The sequence below is a fragment of the Thiohalobacter thiocyanaticus genome, from assembly GCF_002356355.1.
Classification (GTDB): domain Bacteria; phylum Pseudomonadota; class Gammaproteobacteria; order Thiohalobacterales; family Thiohalobacteraceae; genus Thiohalobacter; species Thiohalobacter thiocyanaticus_A.
Map to the genome: position 1 here is coordinate 1,407,899 of NZ_AP018052.1, position 23,222 is coordinate 1,431,120.

Annotated in this window: 13 protein-coding genes and 1 CRISPR repeat array (1 of these 14 cut by a window edge); of the genes, 8 read left to right on the plus strand and 5 right to left on the minus strand. The window is 55.4% G+C overall.

All coding sequences use genetic code 11. The features are described from left to right. A CRISPR array of direct repeats spans positions 1–5,207; the repeat unit is 28 nt; unit sequence GTTCGCCGCCGCGTAGGCGGCTTAGAAA (it extends 585 nt beyond the left edge of the window). 399 nt (positions 5,208–5,606) lie between these two features. Continuing rightward, entirely contained in the window at positions 5,607–6,281 is a 675-nt protein-coding gene (locus CFK21_RS06530; protein WP_096365902.1) for an SOS response-associated peptidase, read from the plus strand. Between the two features lie 556 nt (positions 6,282–6,837). Then, entirely contained in the window at positions 6,838–8,043 is a 1,206-nt protein-coding gene (locus tag CFK21_RS06535) for a DUF4268 domain-containing protein (protein WP_096365903.1), read from the plus strand. A 54-nt stretch (positions 8,044–8,097) separates the two neighbouring features. On the opposite strand, the gene CFK21_RS06540 is transcribed toward CFK21_RS06535, so the two are convergent. From CFK21_RS06540 to CFK21_RS06555, 5 genes are all read right to left on the minus strand, one after another. Continuing rightward, positions 8,098–9,087, minus strand: coding sequence for a protein phosphatase 2C domain-containing protein (locus CFK21_RS06540; protein WP_157745435.1), 990 nt, complete (start codon positions 9,085–9,087; stop codon positions 8,098–8,100). Between the two features lie 941 nt (positions 9,088–10,028). Further along, positions 10,029–12,155, minus strand: a complete 2,127-nt coding sequence (locus CFK21_RS06545; RefSeq protein WP_172844268.1) for an AAA family ATPase — start codon at positions 12,153–12,155, stop codon at positions 10,029–10,031. A 104-nt stretch (positions 12,156–12,259) separates the two neighbouring features. After that, the gene (locus CFK21_RS15170; RefSeq protein ID WP_157745438.1) at positions 12,260–12,685 is read right to left on the minus strand and encodes a hypothetical protein; all 426 of its coding nucleotides are present in this window, start codon (positions 12,683–12,685) and stop codon (positions 12,260–12,262) included. After that, positions 12,663–13,586 carry a hypothetical protein gene (locus tag CFK21_RS06550; protein WP_096365908.1) on the minus strand — a complete coding sequence of 308 codons (924 nt, stop codon included), beginning with the start codon at positions 13,584–13,586 and terminating at the stop codon, positions 12,663–12,665. Before CFK21_RS06550 ends, CFK21_RS15170 begins: the two co-directional genes overlap by 23 nt. Positions 13,587–13,710: 124 nt before the next feature. Beyond that, positions 13,711–14,100, minus strand: coding sequence for a hypothetical protein (locus CFK21_RS06555; protein ID WP_096365909.1), 390 nt, complete (start codon positions 14,098–14,100; stop codon positions 13,711–13,713). A 104-nt stretch (positions 14,101–14,204) separates the two neighbouring features. Here CFK21_RS06555 and CFK21_RS06560 point away from each other — a divergent pair, with 104 nt between their 5' ends. The 6 genes from CFK21_RS06560 (at position 14,205) to CFK21_RS15395 (ending at position 23,179) form a co-directional block, all read left to right on the plus strand. Continuing rightward, positions 14,205–15,221, plus strand: coding sequence for a helix-turn-helix transcriptional regulator (locus CFK21_RS06560; RefSeq protein ID WP_096365910.1), 1,017 nt, complete (start codon positions 14,205–14,207; stop codon positions 15,219–15,221). 121 nt (positions 15,222–15,342) lie between these two features. Further along, complete coding sequence (locus tag CFK21_RS06565; protein ID WP_096365911.1) at positions 15,343–17,289, plus strand: DUF2779 domain-containing protein; 1,947 nt, start codon at positions 15,343–15,345, stop codon at positions 17,287–17,289. After that, positions 17,277–18,098, plus strand: coding sequence for a hypothetical protein (locus CFK21_RS15175; RefSeq protein WP_157745441.1), 822 nt, complete (start codon positions 17,277–17,279; stop codon positions 18,096–18,098). The genes CFK21_RS06565 and CFK21_RS15175 overlap by 13 nt, the downstream gene beginning before the upstream one ends. 119 nt (positions 18,099–18,217) lie before the next feature. Beyond that, a complete protein-coding gene (locus tag CFK21_RS06570) occupies positions 18,218–19,735 on the plus strand; it encodes a sigma-54 interaction domain-containing protein (protein ID WP_096365912.1) in 1,518 nt (505 codons plus the stop codon). Positions 19,736–19,787: 52 nt separating this feature from the next. Next, positions 19,788–22,295 (plus strand): type I restriction endonuclease subunit R, encoded by a 2,508-nt coding sequence (locus tag CFK21_RS06575; protein ID WP_197703017.1) that lies wholly within the window; start codon positions 19,788–19,790, stop codon positions 22,293–22,295. A gap of 11 nt (positions 22,296–22,306) precedes the next feature. After that, positions 22,307–23,179 (plus strand): type I restriction-modification enzyme R subunit C-terminal domain-containing protein, encoded by an 873-nt coding sequence (locus tag CFK21_RS15395; protein ID WP_197703018.1) that lies wholly within the window; start codon positions 22,307–22,309, stop codon positions 23,177–23,179. Positions 23,180–23,222: the final 43 nt, after the last annotated feature.

Genomic DNA, 23,222 nt, shown 5'->3' on the forward strand with positions numbered 1-23,222 from the left:
GCGTCTCCGTCATATGTTCGCCGCCGCGTAGGCGGCTTAGAAATGAATCCAAGGGTATCTTGGACTGTAATGCGTGTTCGCCGCCGCGTAGGCGGCTTAGAAATAGTATTTCTTCCCGCCTCCACGGCGGCCCTTGTTCGCCGCCGCGTAGGCGGCTTAGAAATACGCCGAGTGGGACTTCAGGCTCTCGTTCCCGTTCGCCGCCGCGTAGGCGGCTTAGAAACAAGGTCGTCTTGACCCCGCCCAGGGCCTCCATGTTCGCCGCCGCGTAGGCGGCTTAGAAAGTCTGCGTTCGAGACCTGCAGGTCGTCGGTGTGTTCGCCGCCGCGTAGGCGGCTTAGAAACCTGTGAATTTCTTATCGGCTTCAATCAGGCCGTTCGCCGCCGCGTAGGCGGCTTAGAAATATCTGAGATCCCGGAATCCGCCGGGTCGGTCGTTCGCCGCCGCGTAGGCGGCTTAGAAATCGATACCGGCCGCGCCGCAACCGATGTGCAGGTTCGCCGCCGCGTAGGCGGCTTAGAAATGGATCGAACGCATCTGGCCGCATGGCTACGCGTTCGCCGCCGCGTAGGCGGCTTAGAAAAGCTCCGCGCCGGAAAGCTCTGCTACCTTCACGTTCGCCGCCGCGTAGGCGGCTTAGAAAACTGCTGCCACGCCCTGCGTGAGGTGTGGACCGTTCGCCGCCGCGTAGGCGGCTTAGAAATGCTGCGGTATGCGCTTCACAGGCCGGATGTTGTTCGCCGCCGCGTAGGCGGCTTAGAAAGGTTCGATGACCTCCCTGAGACCCAGCGGACAGTTCGCCGCCGCGTAGGCGGCTTAGAAATTTCGGGTCCGGTCCAGGGAATGACTCCGTACGTTCGCCGCCGCGTAGGCGGCTTAGAAAGTATGAATCCATCCAAGCCGATCAGAACCCGTGTTCGCCGCCGCGTAGGCGGCTTAGAAATTGAGCCAGGACACCAGGCCGCCGATGTTGCCGTTCGCCGCCGCGTAGGCGGCTTAGAAATCGGCAGCCATCCGGCGCAGGGCGTTGGAGAGGTTCGCCGCCGCGTAGGCGGCTTAGAAAGTGATCCGGGTCACGCCGCCGCCCTGGTCCACGTTCGCCGCCGCGTAGGCGGCTTAGAAAAAAGCCGGCGCGCTCTATACGCCGCTGGATCCGTTCGCCGCCGCGTAGGCGGCTTAGAAATGATGGACCAGATCCGGGGCCGGTTCGATGACGTTCGCCGCCGCGTAGGCGGCTTAGAAAGACTGCGGGGTCGAATTCAGGAAATTGAAGTCGTTCGCCGCCGCGTAGGCGGCTTAGAAATGCACAAATTGCCTACAGGGCCAAAGGGTCCGGTTCGCCGCCGCGTAGGCGGCTTAGAAAGTCCGATCGACGAAGTGACGATCGCGGAGATCGTTCGCCGCCGCGTAGGCGGCTTAGAAAAGCACCCCGGCGACCACCCCGACCAGCAACAGGTTCGCCGCCGCGTAGGCGGCTTAGAAAGGATCCAGCAGCTGCGCGGTGGATCGAGGGACGTTCGCCGCCGCGTAGGCGGCTTAGAAAGCCAGGATACCGAGTCCTGCGCCGATGATGCCGTTCGCCGCCGCGTAGGCGGCTTAGAAATGTGCTTATCAGCACCAGCAACACGGTGATGTGTTCGCCGCCGCGTAGGCGGCTTAGAAAATTCGCCCCAGTCCAGCAGCCATGTGTCGATGGTTCGCCGCCGCGTAGGCGGCTTAGAAAACGTCGAGAATCCGATATAGGCCCCCACGACAGTTCGCCGCCGCGTAGGCGGCTTAGAAAATCGAGGCGCAGGAGGGTGACGGGGCCATCGCGTTCGCCGCCGCGTAGGCGGCTTAGAAATCCTTCTGTTTGGCCCGCTCAGCCTCCAAGGCGTTCGCCGCCGCGTAGGCGGCTTAGAAATGATTGAGGACGCGCTACGGCAGACTCATGATGTTCGCCGCCGCGTAGGCGGCTTAGAAATCAAGGACCCGGACGAGGCGAGGGCGCAGATTGTTCGCCGCCGCGTAGGCGGCTTAGAAATTGTTGAAGGCCTGCAGCTCCGGGATCTCCACGTTCGCCGCCGCGTAGGCGGCTTAGAAAGCGCTCAGGCCTGGCGCTTAAGCACGGTATCAGTTCGCCGCCGCGTAGGCGGCTTAGAAAACCCCGTGGGGTCTGGCCCTCATCGACGACGTGTTCGCCGCCGCGTAGGCGGCTTAGAAAACATCGGACGCGGCCAGCAGCCGGTCACGGATGTTCGCCGCCGCGTAGGCGGCTTAGAAAATATCGTCGAGCCAGCGGGGCGTGTTGCGGTCGTTCGCCGCCGCGTAGGCGGCTTAGAAACGCTTCGGCGGGAGGGAACATGACCCGCTTTAGTTCGCCGCCGCGTAGGCGGCTTAGAAATCCTGCTGCTGCAGGGCCAGCTCCAGCGGGTCGTTCGCCGCCGCGTAGGCGGCTTAGAAATACCGAGTGGTGCCACGGGCATGGCTGGTAGGGTTCGCCGCCGCGTAGGCGGCTTAGAAAGTGTAGGTGGTGCCGCCGATGGTAAATGTGTCGTTCGCCGCCGCGTAGGCGGCTTAGAAAGAGGACCACGGCAGTGCCATCCGTACCGTGGCGTTCGCCGCCGCGTAGGCGGCTTAGAAACTATCGCCGACTGGGATTCACTCTCGGATGAGGTTCGCCGCCGCGTAGGCGGCTTAGAAAATAGGACCACACCCATGGCCTGACATCAGAATGTTCGCCGCCGCGTAGGCGGCTTAGAAATGGAGAAGAAGGCCAACCTGATCCAGGAGGTCGTTCGCCGCCGCGTAGGCGGCTTAGAAATGAAGCAGCTTGATTCGTTCTCTGCCCTGACCGTTCGCCGCCGCGTAGGCGGCTTAGAAATCAATGAGCGCCAGTGTCTCGTAGTTGATCCCGTTCGCCGCCGCGTAGGCGGCTTAGAAAATCATGTCCCGCTTCATGAACTCGATTTCACCGTTCGCCGCCGCGTAGGCGGCTTAGAAAAGATTGGCGAGTGCGCGGCCACGCTCTGAGATGTTCGCCGCCGCGTAGGCGGCTTAGAAAACCACAATAAACCACCCACCGCCGAAGCACTCGTTCGCCGCCGCGTAGGCGGCTTAGAAATACCAGTCAAGCGCACCGGGGGCGGGCGGTCAGTTCGCCGCCGCGTAGGCGGCTTAGAAAACCCGGAAGAAGTCGATCAGCTCGGTCCTGACGTTCGCCGCCGCGTAGGCGGCTTAGAAAAGCGGGGCCGTCGATGCAAACCGGCTGTCATCGTTCGCCGCCGCGTAGGCGGCTTAGAAACACACCGTGGGCAGATACGCTTGTCTGTGATCGTTCGCCGCCGCGTAGGCGGCTTAGAAAGCTTGAGTGTGCCTGCGTCGAACTGGATCGGCGTTCGCCGCCGCGTAGGCGGCTTAGAAACTACCGGGTAGTGCCCCGGCTCTGGCTGGTAGGCGTTCGCCGCCGCGTAGGCGGCTTAGAAATGCTGGCGGCCCTTGAGGACCAGGACGCGGACGTTCGCCGCCGCGTAGGCGGTTTAGAAAATTCAGGCGGATATGTGCAACCGGGGCTACTCGTTCGCCGCCGCGTAGGCGGCTTAGAAATATGACAAATACCACCTGATCGTTCCCCGGGGGTTCGCCGCCGCGTAGGCGGCTTAGAAAGCGCCGGTAAGCATCAGAGCGCCACGCGAGGCGTTCGCCGCCGCGTAGGCGGCTTAGAAATGAAGTCGCAGCATGAACGGGAGATGGAGTTAGTTCGCCGCCGCGTAGGCGGCTTAGAAATTGTGCGTGGACTTTATTTCAGTACGGAGCGCGTTCGCCGCCGCGTAGGCGGCTTAGAAACACTCCACCGGGATATTGATAAGCGCATGGGAGTTCGCCGCCGCGTAGGCGGCTTAGAAATGCACCAGTATCTGGACCCGCAGCGCGACATCGTTCGCCGCTGCGTAGGCGGCTTAGAAACACCACAGCCCCGGTGAACAGGTAGAACGGCCCGTTCGCCGCCGCGTAGGCGGCTTAGAAAAATGGTAGGACTCCAGCCGGTCTATCCGGTGCGTTCGCCGCCGCGTAGGCGGCTTAGAAAGCGTACCGAGTGGACTGGCGAAACGGACTATGGTTCGCCGCCGCGTAGGCGGCTTAGAAAACAGACCCGATACTGCGGGAAGAGACCTGGACGTTCGCCGCCGCGTAGGCGGCTTAGAAATTGCCGACGATGGCATGGCAATGGATCAGGGTGTTCGCCGCCGCGTAGGCGGCTTAGAAACGTATCAGTTGAAACCGCCAATGGATGCCGGCGTTTGCCGCCGCGTAGGCGGCTTAGAAAACATGGAAGAAAGCGATCAGCTCCTCCAGGTCGTTCGCCGCCGCGTAGGCGGCTTAGAAATTCCGGGCGGCGGTCAGGTAGGCGATCTCCATGTTCGCCGCCGCGTAGGCGGCTTAGAAATGACCCCCTCGACAGATGGGGCCAGCGATAACGTTCGCCGCCGCGTAGGCGGCTTAGAAAAAAATCCCCGATGGACATGGACTGGGGCTGGAGTTCGCCGCCGCGTAGGCGGCTTAGAAATGCAGGCCCTGCCCAACGCCACAGAAGAAGAAGTTCGCCGCCGCGTAGGCGGCTTAGAAATGTCACTACCTTGTGCAGTCGAGTAATCAGCTGTTCGCCGCCGCGTAGGCGGCTTAGAAAGCTGAGGCGGGAGGGAACTGAATGACCCGCTTGTTCGCCGCCGCGTAGGCGGCTTAGAAAGTGGTCGCCCTTCTCGCTGGTGATCGCCTCATGTTCGCCGCCGCGTAGGCGGCTTAGAAACGGTCAATTTCGGGGTAACGGGCGAAGTTTGTGTTCGCCGCCGCGTAGGCGGCTTAGAAAAATAGGATCAGGCTCCAGATAAATCGTCCGTAGTTCGCCGCCGCGTAGGCGGCATAGAAATCGCCCGAGAATGAGCGGAAGCCTGCTATGGGGTTCACCGCCGCGTAGGCGGCTTAGAAAGATATAGATAACGGTGAAGCCGGCATTGGTGAGTTCGCCGCCGCGTAGGTGGCTTAGAAAATCCCCGACCAGGCGGTCTTCGGGACGGTCCAGTTCGCCGCCGCGTAGGCGGCTTAGGAATACCCGCGTACCGACTGCCGCTACCTCAAGCAGTTCGCCACCGCGTAGGCGGCTTAAAAATTGAAGGTGCCGTTGGTGTGGTCCACGGTGGCGTTCGCCGCCGCACAGGTGGCTTAGAAACGCGTGACACCGGGCTTTCGGAGCTGCGGGAGGTGGGCCGCCACTGCGTGCCCGGCTTTTACGCTCGAGGAGCTGGGTGAGTGGAGGCTGGACCGGGATCGGGAACCAGTACTTCCATTCACCGGCCTGGATGGCCTCCAGCGAGGCACAAGTACCCCAGGGGAAATCCTTCCGGTTCGCCTTCGCGTCGTCCCCAACTGACCATCCGGAATCCGCATGAACGGGTGCGCACCGGCAGACAGATGCCGGGCACAGAGAAATGGACTCGGATGTCTCGGCCGAGATAGGGGTATTTCACAGCGACAATCACCGTAAAAATATACAGTATGTAGTACTGGGATATCTGGCAGAATTTCTGTATATTTCCGGTTGTTTTCTTCGGATCAGGAGGACCCAGCCATGTGTGGCCGCTTCTCCAGGACCAGTCCCCCCGAGACCTTTGCCAGCTTGGTGGAGGGTCGAAATGATATCGATGACTTACCGCCGCAGTACAACACCCTGCCCGGCCAAAAAGCACTCGTCTGTCGGATTGATCCCGCAGGCGAGCGGGAGATGGCCCTGCTGCGCTGGCCCTACATCCCGCCGTTCGAGAAGCAGCCCAAGACCCGCTACTCCACCATCAATGCCAAGGCCGAAACCCTGACGACCAGCCGCCTCTGGCGGTTCCCCTTCCAGCATTTCCGCTGTCTCATCGCTGCTGATGGCTTCTATGAGCCGAAGGACACCGGTGAGAAGCGCAAGCCGCAGTATTACTTCCGACGCAGGGACGGCGAACCCTTCTTCATGGCCGGACTCTGGGGGCGTTGGGAGCCGCCTGGAGGGGAGGGCGGTGAGGCGTTTGATTCCTGCGCGATCATCACGACCGAGGCCAATGCAGTCGTTGGCGAGGTTCATCCGCGGATGCCGGTGATTCTCCAGCCCGATGCCTGGGCGCAGTGGCTGGATCCAGCGGTCACGGACCCTGAGCAAGTACAGGACCTGTTGGAGCCAGCGCCGGACGAAGGATGGGAAGGGTATCCGGTGGGCTATTACACCCGCGAGGACAGTCCGCAGGTGATCGAACGCCAAAACTGAAAACCCCCGCCGGAGCGGGGGCTGCGCCTTCCCTGGCATTGAGCCGGATCGCAGACCCTAGTGTCGCTCGGCGCAAAACATGTTGACTGAATCCGTTATTAAAGAATGACAGCATGTGACATATACATTGGGAGTTTGGAAGATCCTGGATTCGCGAGGGAGGGCGGAGACTGGAATGGCAATCTTCCTGCCCGGAAAAGTCCGTTCTTCCCGCCTCCTAAAGGAGCTTATAATGGTGCATTCCACGAGTGGGTTGCAACGGCTGGAGTAAGTTGTACGCAGGTAGATTTTGGTGGGTGGGTTGCCGTTGTGAATAAGAAGAAAATTCTAGAATTTATCGCGTATTGTTACGCATGTGATCCATCATATACCGATACTAGCAAGGCTTTGATATGGAGGAATAATGCCTACTTGCAGGATCAACTGCGTGAGATTTATGACTATGTAAACCGTCTAGACGACAACAGACAGTATGCGTTAGTCGCGAGTGAGTTTTGAATATAGATATTCAACTTCTGGGTTTTGACAGATCGTCCTATAAAGGAAACACGCAGGTATGAATCAATATCAATATGCTGTTCCGGTACATGTGTCTGATGGAGGAGGGGTGGTTCCCTTAAAGAGGGTGCCGCTCACTTCATCGGAAAAGGAAAATGAGTACAACGAGGTTTGGCTTCAAAACGTATTATTCCAGGAGCCCGGCTGCTTGCCTGTAAATGAGGTTGATAGCGCATATTCTGACCTGGTTCCGATCTGTCGAGAACTAAGTACATCGGTCGGATATATTGACATATTGTACGCCACCCCTAGAGGGCAACTTGTCATACTTGAAGCCAAACTATGGCGTAATCCAGAATCCAGGCGGAAAGTGGTTGGTCAGATTCTTGACTATGCAACTGAGCTTAGCCGATGGTCTTATGAGGATCTTCAGCGCGAGGTATCAAAAGCAACGAAGCGAAAAGGGAATGTGCTCTATGACATTGTTGCAGAGCGATTTCCAGAGCTTGATGAGAGCCAATTTGTAGATGAGGTCTCTCAGTCACTCAGGCTGGGACGATTCCTATTGCTAGTCGCCGGTGACGGTATTAGAGAGGGTGTCAGCAACATAGCAGAATATCTTCAGGGCTATCATGCACTTCACTTCACGTTCGGGCTGGTAGAGGTCATGGTATACCAGATGAACGGTGGCTATCTTATACAGCCTCATGTCTTGGCCAAGACAGAGGTATTCAAGAGGTTAATAGTGGAAGTTCCTGCCGATAACTTGACTGTCATGGATGAAAGCCAAGAAGAAAAGAATGCTCGTGAATTAAATGATTGGCAAAACTTCTATCTCGGATTTTGGAAAGAATTGCTATCCACATTGAAGCTCGATGATGCGGGTCAGCCAATACCCAAAGCCAATGCAGTGGGTAATATTTATTTTTCCATGCCGCTGCAAGGTGGGCAATCTTGGATTACCTGCTATTTCTTGAAGAGTAAAAACGAAGCCGGGGTTTTTCTTACATTTACGCGCGGTGAGCTTGCGGATCGCGTATATAGACTACTGGAAGCTGAGCAAGAAGAAATCGATCGTGCATTAGGTATTGAAGTGGAGTGGCAATCCTACGAAGGCAAGCACAGGATATTGTCGTCGGTCAGAGTGAGTGATATTTTTGACGAGAATAATCGAGAGGACTTGCTTGCATTCTTCCGCGATAGAATAAATCGATTTGTTAATACATTCAGGCCACGTTTAAAGAAAATTGATTCAAACCAATAAAACCCAATTCGATTCGAGCCGAAAATGGAATCCGTCGGTACGATGGAATTGCTCTCAATGGGTGGTCTCTGTGAGGCGAAGGGAGACAATAGTGATATTGTCAATGAGGTCAGGAAGGCCGGCCATTGTATCTCCGATATCCTTAACGGTTTTTCCTGCCTGAATGTCTTGCCCGATTGTGCGATACGCCGCGTACCGGTTGTCCTTCGTTCCATTGGTATGAACGCCGTCGGTTACACCTAGAATCAGACTATCAGGCGGTACAGTAAAGTCCTTAATCTCGGGGCTTCGGATCATCAAACCATTGAAGCAGCTATCCCCGATGGCTCGGGTGACGGCGATTCCGAGCGTGTCCTCATCAGTGGGGCCAACCATAAGATACTGATCGCCCAGACTGGCGGCCCTATGCCAGAAGGGTGGGTTGTCCCGCGCCTGTGTTGCCTGGAGCGCTTGCGTGATGGTGGTTCGATCCTTCTGGCATGTCATTACGGACTGGGCCGTCGTGGCATGCAGTATGCCCTCAGGGGTCTGAACCAGGATTGCTGAATCCCCCAGCTGAGCTGTGAATACCTTAAGATTATCGCCGGCGGAAATGATGTAAGCTATCGACAAGGTGGTACCTACATGCTTGTAGTGGGCGCAATCGGTCACCAACAGCGCAATGGTGGCGCGTAGAGCTTCATGGACCCTGGCAGCATAATCATCCGGTGCGATGGCATTACGGTGATTCCGGCCATGGTCGTTCTGTGCCGGGTCAGTGGTAACCTGTACTCCTGCGATATTATTTATCAGATGTTGCTCTGAGGGTGCTTGACCCTCCTGCTCGGATACGACCTTTTCCGGAAGTTTCTGTTGCAGCCCGAATCTGAAGTAATGGGTCAAACGGCTTGCGGCCAGATCGGCTACGTCCGCACCCCCATGGCCGTCGAGTACCGCCAGAAGATAACCGTCCGCAACCGGCTGCGCGACCCAGCGATCTTCCTGGTAGGCGCGCTGGTTAATTGACTGAAAAACATCCAGTGACAGTCGGTCTATAAAACCCATGCCTTTATACCCCCTCAACCGCCAAAACGTAATCCTCAAACCACTGATCCATGCAGCTGTATACGGCCATCCAGGCCCTGCATGGCATCGGATAATCCAGTCCATCAATTTTGATCACAAGCCTTCCGCAGTGATGGTCGTAATATGCAATTGCGGTTTGACGATACAGTTCAAGTGCCGTGTGGCGATCCTTTAACCTGACGATTCGACAGAGATTTACCTCCTCACACTGGACGACAAGCATCAGGTTGTCCCAGCAATTGACACCGGGAGCCATTTTCAGAATTGCCTTAGCCATAATCCGTATTCTATCAAGTTCAAAGTAATGGTAATGCGATCAGTTCAGGCGGCGTTTTTCATATAACGCCGAATATTTTCCACATGGAGAGCACATACAGACATAGTGCAATGAGTAATGTATCCATTCGGTCACTCATCAGCGTGACCATGATTATACTTCCCACGAACCACCACACCAGGAGTGTCCAGGCGCTGAAATGACGTAGCAGGAAATCCAGAAGAGCATCCTCCATTGTCATTCTCCTGTGTCTATGCCGAACTCAGTATATGCAGTCGTCCTTAAATACATCTGGGGCGGTAGCCAATCCAGATTCCACTTCATCATACGCCTACCTGCGACAGTTTCTGTCGCAGGTAGGCGATACCATGGCACCTCATTCAATCGCATGGGGGGTATGAATGGGTAAATCGATGAGTGTCTGGATTCCGAGTCGTGTCTGTTTCTGTTCTGATATCGGATGTCGATATCGACCGAGCGGGGCGTTGTGTCCTTCGCGACAGCATGCGGGTAAGCGCAAGGGGGTACAATTGTTTCACTCGGTCGACCGGGGTTCTCCTCAGGCGCATCAATATCTGAATCGGATGATCGGTTGAGAATGGAGGGGGGACTCGGATGTCCCCCCTTTCTTCTGTCTTACCGGTCAGTTCCGGACAAATCCAATGGGGCGATTGGATCGCGGCCGCTTTGCTGCCATCTCCTTCTCCAGCCCGTCCACCAGCGCCTGACGTGTCGTTGCCTTGCCCCGAAGCCTGAGTTGACGCACGACAGTCATGAAATCCCCCGGCGTCACGGCCGACAGCCGGGCAATACGTCGCTGTAGGACGTCATCATCGGGCGCGGCTTCAGCTATCTCCTCAGCAAGGTGCTCCAGCAACCGCCGGACCTGGTCAGGGACGAGGTAGTCGAAGCGGATTTTCAGATCGAAGCGGCGCAGGGCCGCTGTATCCAGTCCCTCCATCATGTTGGTAGTGGCGATCAGAATTCCCTCGAATGCCTCCATCTGGGTCAGGAATTCATTGACCTGGTTGATCTCCCAGGATTTTCCATCCAGCTGGCGCTGGTGCAGCAGACTGTCGATTTCGTCGATCATCAGCACGGCTGACTGGCGGCGCGCCTCGGTGAAGGCGCTGGCAATGGCTTTTTCCGTCTGCCCGACGTAGGGCCCGAGCAGATCTGACAGGCGCTTGTGGATACAGGGCCGGTCCACCACCTCTGCCAGATAGTCACCAAAGGCGGTTTTTCCTGTCCCCGGCGGGCCGTACAGGCATAATCGACCCTGTCCCGCCTGGCGCATCCCCTGTGCGAGTGACTCCAGATCTTCATCAGGATTAAGGTAGTCAAGGGAATAGGTCATGGGGCCTGCTGGTTGGGACGCTGGGCTGGAATAGCGACTGCCCATGGCTTCCAGGGTATTGCCGAAGATCCGATCCAGCGCCTGTTCGACGACTTCGGACGGCTCACCCGTCAGATGGTCGATCACCCGGGCGGCACGTTCGACATGTGCCGGCGTCAGAGCCTCGGTGGCCGCGGCGCGGTCCAGCCAGTGGCCGCGCACCGGGTAGGGGGCCAGATACTGTTTCAGCGCCTGTGCGCGGACGGATTGAGGGGGTTCCCCGAGTTCCAATACATAGTCGAAGCGCCGCAGATACGCGGGATCAATCTGGTCGATATGGTTGCTCAGCCAGAAGGTGGGAACAGGGTTGGACTCGAGCAGGTCATTGACCCAGGCTTTGCCCGGGGTCTCTTCGCCCATCAGGTTCAAGAGGTTGAAGCCTTGCGGTGGGAAGACATCCTCGATTTCATCGAACAGAACCAGGCCCGTATCCTGATTGGCAAGCAGATTTTGTGTCAGCTGGTAGGCAGAAAAACGCGCGATCCCCGGCAGTGACTTGCCTCCCCGGTCGGCAATCGCGACCTCATAGAGGCGGGCCCCAAGAGACTCGGCCATGACCCGAGCCAGCTGTGTCTTGCCGGTACCCGGTGGGCCATGGATCAGAACGTTAACTCCGGTCAGACCCTGTGCCAGTGCCCGTGTCAGAAAACCGTGTATCAGGGTAATGTCCTGTGACACATGGGGGTAATCCTCCCGCGTCAGTGTGGGCGGGGTCGATTCCTGGAAAAAATGCCGGAACAGCAGGGCGGGGGAGCTGTGTTCATGCAGCAGCGCCTCACTCAGTCGCCCCAGCAGTTGCAGCTTCCGGTACAGGGGCCGCTGCTCCCCGCTGGGCACCCGCATGAGGCCGGCAGCAATCAACGTCGCATCAGGGCGCAAGCTGTCTGTAATAGCCTTGAGCGGAAGTTCCAGGATCGTGGCCAATGCCCGCTCGGCACGGCTCTGATCCAGATCCCCGAGGCTGTCCAGGGTCTCAGAGAGTGCCCTGACGTTCCGGGTCAGGACCAGAAACCCCAGGATCTTCTGCTCCGTGTCGGTGAGCTTCAGGCGCTGAGCAAGCCAGTGGATATTGCGGTCGAGAGTGCCTTCGACTTCAGGCGACAGGGTATTGATCTGGCGCTGTCGTTCTGTGAATGCCTCCCGAATCTGGGGCTGTTTCACGTCGCGGTCGTTCAGGTGGTCGAGTTCGAGTGTATGGAAGATGATATCGCTGTCGATGCCGAGTCCGCAGAGTGTGCCGAACGCATGATAGCCCCGTAGATCCACCAGGATACGCAGCATCCAGCGTTGGATCGGGACGCGGTATTCTTCCAGGAGGGTTTTGAAGGAGTGTGACTCGGTAGGCGTGTTATCTGAAAGATCGACTTTGTGCATATTTCTCCCCATCGCCACATGTCAGATATAGGCTGATTTCAAGGAGAGTATTATGCGGATAGCTGCGACACATTCTGTCGTTACAGGGGTGGGTAGAGTGAATTTTATATCGGCGTATCCTGATGAGGAATACAGTCGCTGGATTCGAGGATTTGCCGCCACTGGGAGCGCGATAGCCCACAGACCTGGCTCAGCAGTTCATTGACACCGATTTGTGCCGGTTGCCAGCATTCGGACCTCCGCGCTTCGAGTTGACTGCCATGCAGCCGGTAGACCGCTCCACCAGGAAGTCGGACGGCCTGACCGCGTTGCAACAGGTTGAACAAAATCACCATCCCGGGTTGAACGGTGGCACTGTCCAATGAAGCATTATCGGCGTTGTTGGATTCGCAGTCTGGCGTGCGCGTGTGGGAAGGCTGCCGGCGGGATTCCCTGGCGTTGTTGAGATCAATAATTTCTCCCATGGCGATGTTTCCTCGTGATTCTGGTTCGGCAGCAAGGTAGGCGTCAGATGAAATCGAGAACTTCACCTAGGTTGGTCTCGATGTAGACTTCCTTATCCGTTGAATTCAGCACATCCGCGGTGCCGGCCCCCAGGGAGTTGATACCGTAGAGATGAACAAAGGGATTGGCGCCATTTGCAATTGCCTCGGCGAGATCTCGCTCGAGTGTGGTGCCATTCAGGGATAACTCCAGACCGGCGCTAGAGGCCGTGAGTATCTTTACTGCATCCGCGGCGATAGTGGGGCATTGGAGTCGGAGCGTGCCATGAAAACCGGCCAGTTGGGCGGCTGATTCGGCATCCACATGCGTGCAGGCAAGAGTGAGATGTTCGGCATAGATGCTGGACAGTGCTGAGGCAATGCTGGGACTGAGCGCGCTGTCCTCGAGGTATAACTGAAACTCATCCCACGCTCTGCTTTTGGCGAGTGCTTGCACTGTCTCAGGGGAAATCTCCGGGATGCTGACCAATATAAGAGCTGGGCTGGCCCTGGATATAAGATCGGCCACCTCAGGAGACATAGACCTTGGATACAGGAGTAGCTGGGTGCCATTGAAAGATTGCAAAATGTGGGCATCCTGGACATCCAGCGCATCAATCCCATCCAGACTGACGCTATCAGCGAATCGCGCAAGGTTCAGAACCGTAGTCTTGTCCAGATGGCCATTGTGTTGGCCAGCGGCCACCCAGTGTAGTTTGAGCTTGCCGTTGCCACCAAGTGCGATCAGTGACTCAGCCGAACAGTGATCGAGTAGTGGAAGATGGCCGTCTATAAATATCGAATTACCCTTGAACGCCTCGAGGGCGCGTGCCGCATTGCAGTCCAGACGACCAAGCACGAGACGCAAATCATCTCCGCACTCGATTAATTCTTCCGCCTTGGTTACAGAGAGTTCCTCGTCCTGATAATTGGTTTCGCGTACAGGCATAGTGATCCTATCATGGTGTCTGAATTGAAGACCCTGATGCGCAGGGAGTGTGCACTGGTCTACGTGACTATCAATGACAACCGCTTACAGGGGGAGAGGAAGCCCCCCCTCCCCGGTGAGTATGTCAGCGATTCTGGACGTGTCTATCGATATTGATCCCGGGTAGACTTTTCACGTCGATATTCTTCGGGGCCCCGGGTGTCATGAACGATATCAGTGACTGTTCGATTTCGTCCCTTTCACCGCCACGGCATGTGAAACCCAGGTTGTTTTTGTCCGTGGGAGCAACCACAAGGTAAAGCACACCCTCCAGAGGTTCAAAATCCTTCCCAACCTTGACTGAGGGTGATCTTGAGTGATTACAGATCACCTTAATTGATTTGTTGTGATCCGGAAGGTGGATATCGATATTCGGATCCTTGTCCACCACTGTGTGGTTAATCTCCCGTTGACCCAGATACCCGCTGATCATCTTCACGCCCATTTCGTGCTTCTGTCGAGTCGTCAGTTTCATACCCCACCTGTCTCCCGTGAACGTGTCGAGACTGTATCGTTCAGTTGCGACAAAAACTGTCGCTACAACCAGAAAAATGGAGGGAAATTTCCGGAATCTGGGCCATGGCTGACGCATTTTCACGCAAGTTATTGATATTACAGATGCTGCCTAGGGAGGAGGAGGGCGGCATCACGGTTGAGGAAATCCAGAGGCGGCTCTGGAATGACCACGGGATCGAGGTCAGTGAGCGGAATATCCAGCGGGATCTCCGGTCACTTCAGGGGGCGGAGGACCACGTCGGGTTTCCGATTTCCTGTGACGAGGACCAGCCCAAGCCCTGGCGCTGGTCCTGGTACGGGCGCGAGTTACTCGGCATACCCAAAATGGGTCGCCACACAGCCTTGACCTTCCAGATGGTGAAAGATTTGCTGGAGCCTTTGCTACCAGCGGAAACGATGGCTTATATGCAGCCAAATTTTTATGCGGCTGAGGAAGTCCTGCGAAAGACCAGCGCGAAGCGGGCCGGGCGTTGGCGCGACAAGATCCGTGTCGTTCCCCATAGCCTGCGGCTGATTCCCCCTGAGCTGGAGCCTGGTGTACTGGAGGTCGTCTCACAGGCCCTCCTGGACGACAGGCAGATTGAGATGAGTTATTGGTCAGGATCCCGGCACGCATCTGATGTGAAAAGCTATCCCGTTCACCCTTATGCCTTGATCCACAGAAATACCTCAGTGGAACTGATAGGCAGGATTGACGGTGATAGCAAGACGCGGCGCTGGGCGCTGCACCGGGTGAAATCTGTTCAGCATCTGGAGGCATCGTCCAGCGTACCACGTTCCTTCAAGCTGGATGATTTTGTCCAGCATGAGCTCGGGTTTCCCGAGAGTGGTGAAGCGATCGGCCTTGAGCTTTGGATGCATGAGTCAGCCAGGAATCATGTCATCGAGACAAAACTGAGCAACGACCAGCGGATCAGTGAGACCGAGGACGGGTTGATCGTCAAGGCCACGGTGAATGAGACAGTAGAGTTGAAGTGGTGGTTGCTTGGGCTGGGAGATCGAGTCAGGATCATGAAGCCCGATGTATTGCGCGAGTCTATGAAGACAATGACTCATAGGATGGCAGAATTGTATCGATAATAAACGGCCTCAGATCCGCGCTTCGCGAGGTCATTTATCTCAGTGAATTTACTGGATGTGGAAAGTGAGTATATTCGGGCGGCGCAGGATTAATTGACCGACATCATTAGGAATACCCTGTATGAGTACGACATTGACAAAAAGCCGGTTCAAGATCGCACTGGAATGCCCCAGAAAGCTAAACTATGCCACTGATAAGAATTACGCTAACGCAAAAAGCGAGGATGAATTCCTTCAGGGACTAGCCGAAGGGGGCCATCAGGTGGGTGCGCTTGCCAAGCTGATGTATCCAGGTGGTATTGAAATTACCACCCCCTCTGTCGAGGAACAAATAAAAAATACCCAGAAACTGATCGAACAAAATGACGTCATCCTTTACGAGCCGACGTTCCGCCATGGGAATCTCGTCATCCGCGTCGATATACTGGTTAAGCGTGGCAACCTGATCGACCTGATCGAAGTGAAGGCGAAAGGTTTTAATTCCAGGGAAAGTAGCTTCCGCGGTAAAAATAATCCGATAAAGAGTGAGTGGCGCCCATACTTGTACGACGTAGCCTACCAGCTCCTGGTTCTGGAGCGGGCGCACCCGGAATGGACAGTGACGCCTCATCTCATGCTTCTGGATACATCGGTGAAATCGAGCATTGATGGCCTGGGCTCTTCCCTAACCGTAACACGGGATAGAGGCCGGCTGAACGTGAGTATAAGGGATGGGTTTGATATTTCTATGCAGCAGCCGTCTCTTCTTCGTCAGCACGATGTGACTGACGAAGTTGGAATTCTGCGATCCAACCCAGTCGAGACGCCCGCCGGTGAGATGGACTTCGTAAACTTGGTGGACTGGCTTGGCGATAAGCTCGAAGCTGGTGAAACATTCCCTCCCTATATTGGAAAGCAATGTAAAAGTTGTGAATTCTACTGTGAGCCAGAGCAAATAACCCTTGACAATATCAGTGGCTGGGCTGCCTGCATGGAGGAAGCCTACACTCCACTCAAGGCGACATGGTCAAGAAGTGACTCCGTATTCGGGCTGTATCAATTTCGCAAGGTCGATGATCTGATTGCCAATAATATATTGTTAATGAAGGATGTTGATGAGACGCAACTGACCATCAAGGAGAAACCTGGAGAAATCTCTACGAGTGACCGGCATCTCCTGCAGATCATGGAGGCGAGGGGCGAAGGCGATCAAATTCACCTTGAAATGGATACCCTTAGACAAGTGTTTGGTGACTGGGAGTATCCATTGCACTTCATCGATTTCGAGACATCCCGTCCAGCGCTTCCATTTCATTCCGGCTGTCGACCCAACGACATGATTCTTTTTCAGTTTTCGCATCATCAGCTTGATGCAGATGGCCAGCTTCGCCATGCTAATGAGTGTCTGATTGCGACGCCTGGAACCTGGCCGAATAGCTCTGTCGTACGTGCATTACGTGATGCAGTGGGGAACTCTGGCACTGTAGTTCATTGGTGGGACCATGAAAGAACCGTTCTGAAGGAAGTGAAACAACAATGCATAGATCGTAACGAGCCCGATAAGGACATTCTGTGTGAATTTATCGACTCCCTTGTGAACAGTGAATCAGGCCGCCTGGCAGATCTCGGACGGCTTGTTTCCAGAACGGTATTCATAAAGGGTACGAACGGCCGAAGCTCGATTAAGAAGGTTCTCCCTGCCATCCTGGCAATGTCTGACTCGCTAGAGGAACACTATGGGCAACCGATTTACGGCACCGAGGCAATGCCCAGCTTGAATTACTCACCCGGCTGGACCTGGCTCAGGGAAGAGAGTGGGGAAATTATCGATCCCTACCGCTTGCTCGATCCTATCTTCCTGGATGATGAGGTTGCACGAGCAATAGATCAGGCCGAAGACGAATATACAGGCTATGATAAATTCGTGGCCAATGGTGGCGCCGCCATTATTGCCTACGCCCAGCTACAGAACCCTGATCTCAACCAAGATGAACGGCAGCGGATTGAGGCTCAGCTTAAGCGCTATTGTGAGCTTGATACTTTGGCAATGGTAATGATTTACGAGGCAATATCGAAATGGATAAAATGACAGATCACGAAGTTGGGCTTGTAGAATTTATTGTACAGGCTTGGAATAAATTTGACCATGCATATCAGCCGCCGAAGGGTGAGCCCGAATGGAAGTGCACTTCACTAAATAACGCTTGCAAACAATATAAATGGGGTAAACTGACTCGGGAGGAGAATAATAAAAAGCTTGATGATCTGTCTGGAAGGCTGCAAGAATGCCTAGTCGATGCGTCTCTTAATAATCACAAATTACACCATGTTTGCCTGGAAATACTTGAGTGGGGTGGGGTTGAAGGTGTTAGTTCGGCATGGTTCAGAGAGTCATGTGAGAATGGGGTGCTTCGTGAGAAGATAAGTAAGGGTGTAAAGCTATTGAAAGAAGGTCCCTCACATGACGACTGGGAAAGATTCGATAACGAGGATCTCGTAATGAACTCGGCCCTGACTAAGGTATATGCGTTGGCGGATCCAGATAACATTCCTATATATGATGGGCGAGTTGGTGCCGCTATGGGGCTCCTTGTACGCAGGTATCTTAAGCAACTTGCCCCAAGGCCCTGTGAGGTCCCAGAAGAATTGGCGTTTCGCTGGGGTGGGGGGTATACCCAAAGGGGAAGCAGGGCACGGCATCCCAGGAACCCAAGTGAACCTCCTTACAAGTTCGAATGTCTTAGGTCTTCAAAAAATGATCATGAGGAGTGGTGCTGGAGGACTGGAAGAATTCTGCGGCAAGTCGTAGATACGATAAATAATGATCCGGGTCGGGAAAATATTAGTATGCGCGATCTCGACGACGCTCTTTTTATGGTTGGCAGAATTGTTCGCTAAAATCCATAGTGATGATTGAGTTCTATATGTATGTGCATAGTTATTGCTGTGTGGAGCGCAGTTACAGCAACTAATATCCATCTTGGGTTGTTTGATATGATTAATGGAATCAATCTTGTATGGAAAGAGTCCTTGTTAGCTGGATAGGTCAGCATGATTTGGATGCTGTCACTGGTAACTCCCCGGGGCCTGTCATGGCCGCAATTAGGGATGCCGAGCAGTCGGGTAATTCATATAATCATATCCATCTGATATATAACTATAAAACAAGCCAGGCTCTCCCGTATTTAGATTGGCTTTCGGCTGGAGTAGACAGCGCCACGAGTATATCGAGTCGACGTTTCCGGCTTACCTCCCCAACGTCATATGCCGAAATTTATCCTGCTGTTTCCAGTGAGCTTGCAAAACTGGAGCAGAAATACCCTCTGGCACAACGCGTAGTGCATCTGAGTCCTGGTACGCCTGCGATGGCAGCTGTATGGATCCTATTGGTAAAGACACGATTTCCAGCGATTTGCATACAGTCCTGGCAAAATTCCGAGGGAAAGCAGGTCGTACAGGAGGTTGAGCTTCCGTTCGAGATAGAGGCGCGATTCAGCCTTGAGGCGACTCGTCGATCTGATAAACGGCTCAACCGGCTTCTTGATAGCGAAGAGGCTGCAGACAAGGCGTTCGCGAGGATTACCAGTGCAGGAGAGCTGCATGGTGCAATTGAAAAATCCCGTAAAATCGCGGTACGCGATGTACCGATATTGCTATTGGGCGAGACCGGCACTGGTAAAGAGCTTTTTGCTCGAGCTATTCACGATGCAAGTTTTCGGCGGGAGGGGCCGTTTGTTGCTGTGAATTGTGGTGCGCTCCCGCATGACCTTACTGAATCGCTGCTGTTCGGCCACAAGAAAGGATCCTTTACCGGCGCAATGCAAGATCATGATGGATTCTTCGCTCAAGCCGATGGTGGAACACTGTTTCTGGATGAGGTTGGAGAGTTACCCATCAAAGTGCAGGTGAAACTGTTGCGAGCCCTGCAGGAACACACGTTCATACCAGTGGGCGCCTCCGAGCCGAGACATAGTGACTTTCGTATTGTTGCCGCTACGCACAGGGAATTGGCTGAACAGGTTGGGGAGGGTAGCTTCAGGGAGGATTTGTTTTATCGCCTGGCTGTCGGTGTGATCAAACTCCCTGCGCTTCGTGACCGTCCGGAGGATTTTCCAGCCCTGATCGAGACACTGATGGAGTCCATTAATTCTGAGCTTTCCGACCAGCCTGGGTATAGGCGTAAGAAAATTGATGATGATGTAATAAACGTTATCATGGCGCATGATTGGCCGGGAAATATCCGGGAACTCAGGGCGACTCTGCTCAGGGCCGCCGTCTGGAATGACAGTGCCACTCTTACCTGTCATGAAGTCGAGGATGCGTTGCTGGTATTGCCCAGCCAATCCAATCGCGCTACGCTGGGTGGAATAAGTCAACCTATTGATTTAGAGAAATTAATGGCGGATGTGGCGCGGCATTATATTCCCTTGGCCCTGGCCAGGGCTGATGGCAACAAGACCCGGGCCGCCAAGCTGCTCGGTCTCCGTAGCCAGCCGGTGCTGACGAATAAGATGAAGAAATACGGAATCGACTGATGATTTGGCATGTCTCCTGCTACGCAAGGGGACGGTGATTTATTGACTCGCAATGCAATCGATCAACTTCGAATTTATCCGGCCGCACCGGCCCGCACTGGCCGATCTGGGCAGGTATGCGGAGGCTCTGCTGTATATCGACCCCGGCAGCGCGCTGATCCGGATGCGTGCCATGGCCGAGGCCTTAACCAAGATCATCCATAAGGAAGAGTGTCTCCCCTTTTTGCCGAACGCGACCTTCTATGATCTTGTCAAACACCCAGCTTTTGCGGCCTCTGTCGATAGGTCGCTGATTCATAGGATTAATTTTCTCCGTGTGAACGGTAATGATGCGGCGCACGGTGCTCAGGGGGATATACGGAGCGCCAGTCAGGGGTTGGAGATCGCACATCAGCTCGTCTCCTATATGGGCATGCGTTATCACGGTCTCAGTCGGGAAGCCATCGCGCCCTTCCAGGATGTCCCCGACCCAACAGCGCAGCTGAATGAGCTCAAGCAATCGGTTGCCCATTACAGGTCTGCCCTTGAAAGTAAGGCGGAGGAGGTGGATCAACTGCTTGATCAACTCGATCAGGAACGTGCCAGGGCGGCCGCCGAGAAGACGAGTGAGTCCCACCAGGCGCAGTCACGCCAGCAGAGTCACCGGGTCGTCGATGCCCTACAATGGAATGAAGCGCAGACCCGACGCATGATGATCGATGCCCTGTTGGCGCAGGCCGGCTGGTCGGTCAACGACAAGACGCAGGTGACACTCGAGCATCCGGTCGAATATCAGGCGACGGGCAGTGGTACCGGCTATGCGGACTACGTCCTGTGGGGCGGCAATGGCAAGCCGCTTGCGGTGGTCGAAGCCAAGCGTACCAGTGAGGAGGGCCTGCAGAAGGGCAGGGAACAGGCGCGCATGTACGCCGATGGCCTGGAGCGAATGACAGGCCAGCGCCCGGTTATTTTCTACTCAAACGGCTACGAGACCTTTATCTGGGACGACCAGCTGTACAACAGCTACCGCCCTGTCTACGGCTTTTACAGCCGCGACAGTCTCAAGTATCTCTTGTACCAGCGTCATTACCGCCAGCCGGATCTGGAGCAGCACAACCCGGATGTGAATATTGCGGGTCGCCCCTACCAGATCGAGGCGGTCAAGGCAGTTGCCAGTCGTTTCCAGCAACAGCGTCGCAAGGCGTTGCTCGTGCAGGCAACAGGGACGGGCAAGACCCGTGTGGCCATCGCCATCAGCGAACTGCTCACGCGCAGTGGCTGGGCCAAACGCATTCTGTTTCTGTGTGACCGCAAGGAATTGCGGCGTCAGGCGGATGATGCCTTCAAGACCTATCTGCCCTCTGAGCCGCGCTGTGTAATCGGCGAGCGCAACCAAATCGACACCGAGGCGCGCATCTACGTTGCCACCTACCCCGGCATGATGAATCGCTTTCATCAGCTCGACGTTGGTTTTTTCGATCTCATTATCGCGGATGAGTCCCATCGCTCGATCTACAACAAATACCGCGATCTGTTTGAATATTTCGATGCACTGCAGATCGGCCTCACGGCCACCCCTGTGAAATTCGTTGCGCGCAATACCTATGATCTCTTCGAATGCGAGGATCAGGATCCCACGTTCAATTTCAGTCTGGAAGACGCGGTCAACAATGATCCGCCTTATCTGGCGCCGTTCCGGGTCAAGGATCTGACCACCGAGTTTCTACGAGACGGCATTCACTACACTGAACTCAGTGACGAGCAGAAGCGCCAGCTGGAGGAAGATCTGGGCGAGGAAAAGGCGGAGATCACCAGTATCGCCGGCAAGGATATCGGCAAGAAGATCTTCAGTGTCGAGACCGACCGCATTATTCTCGAAAACCTGATGCAGAACGGCATCAAGGACGCCACCGGCTCACTGGTCGGGAAGACCATCATATTCGCCCAGAGCCAGAAACATGCAGAGCACCTCGAAAAACTCTTTTCGAAGCTGTATCCCCAGTACGGCGCCCGTGTCTGCAAGGTGATCCATAACAAGATCCCCCGCGCGGAAGCCTTGATCGATGAATTCAAGCAGGCGGATAATGATTTCCGTATCGCGATCTCGGTCGATATGCTGGATACCGGTATCGATGTTCCCGAGGTCGTCAACCTCGTCTTTGCCAAACCGGTTCGGTCGCTGGTCAAATTCTGGCAGATGATCGGCCGCGGCACGCGTTTGTGCGAGAATCTCTTCGGGCCGGGCGAGCACAAGTCCGAATTCCTGATTTTCGATCACTATTCCAATTTCACCTACTTCGATGAGGAGTATCAGGAGGCCGACGAGCAGCAGGGCAAATCTCTGCTCCAGCACCTGTTCGAAACACGACTGCGCCTGGCGCAGGCCGCGCTCAGGCAGAATCATCGAGAAGCCTTCGATCTGGCCACAGCACTCATCCGCCAGGATCTGAACGATCTGCCCGAGAAGAGCATTGCGGTGCGCCGCGAACTGCGTACCGTCCACGAATTGCAGCAGACCGATACCATCGAGCGCATGGATGCCGATACCCAGCACCGCCTGGCCGAGGTTATTGCCCCCTGATGGGAAATCGCGTGTTGCGTGACAAGGATGCCATAGCGTTCGATCGGCTGGTTGCCGATCTCGAAGTCTGTTTTACCGAATCGGCCAGTTGCTTCGACGACCTCAAACAGCTGCTACTCGACGAAGTCAGCAAGCTCGCCGTGAACATCCAGGCCGTGCGTCAGAAGGATGCCGTGATCGACCGGCTCCGCAGTGCAGCATTCTGGCAGGGCGTCAGCCTTGAGGATCTAGAATGGGTACGGAATGAGTTGCGCGGCATCATGAAGTACCGCCAGCGCGCGGGCGTGAGTTCCTCCGGTATCGACACCACCCGGGTGCGGGACGGCGCCGAAATCCGGGAGCAGGAGCGTCCTCAATACCTGGGGTCGCAATCCGAGGCCCTGCAGTACCGGCGCCGGCTCAAAACGATCCTGAGCGATATGATCGCCAACAACCCCGTACTGCAGAAAATCCGCCGCAACGAGTCGGTACAGCCGGAAGAGCTGGATCAACTGACCTCCAGTATCCTCACCCAGCATCCGGGGGTGGACCTGGGGATACTCAATGATTTCTATGGCCGCACAGCCAGCGGGCTACAGGCCACCATCCGCGAGCTGATCGGGATGGATCCGGCGGCGGTGGAGGCGCATTTCACCCGCTTCCTTCATGCGCATCCCAGGCTGACCCACCTCCAGGTCCAGTTCCTCAATCTGCTCAAGGGGTACATCAGCGACAATGGTTCGATTACCATCGACAAGCTGTATGAGCAGCCCTTCACCAGCGTCTCCAATGAGGGCCTGGATGGGGTATTCTCCGAATCGGATATCGAAGACCTGATCGAGGTATTGAAACCCTTCGTCAGGCCGGAGTCCGCCCACAGCCCGGCAATGCCGAACGATCAGTAAGATTTGTTATTTTCGGTAACAAATATTACAATTCGCGCCTGCG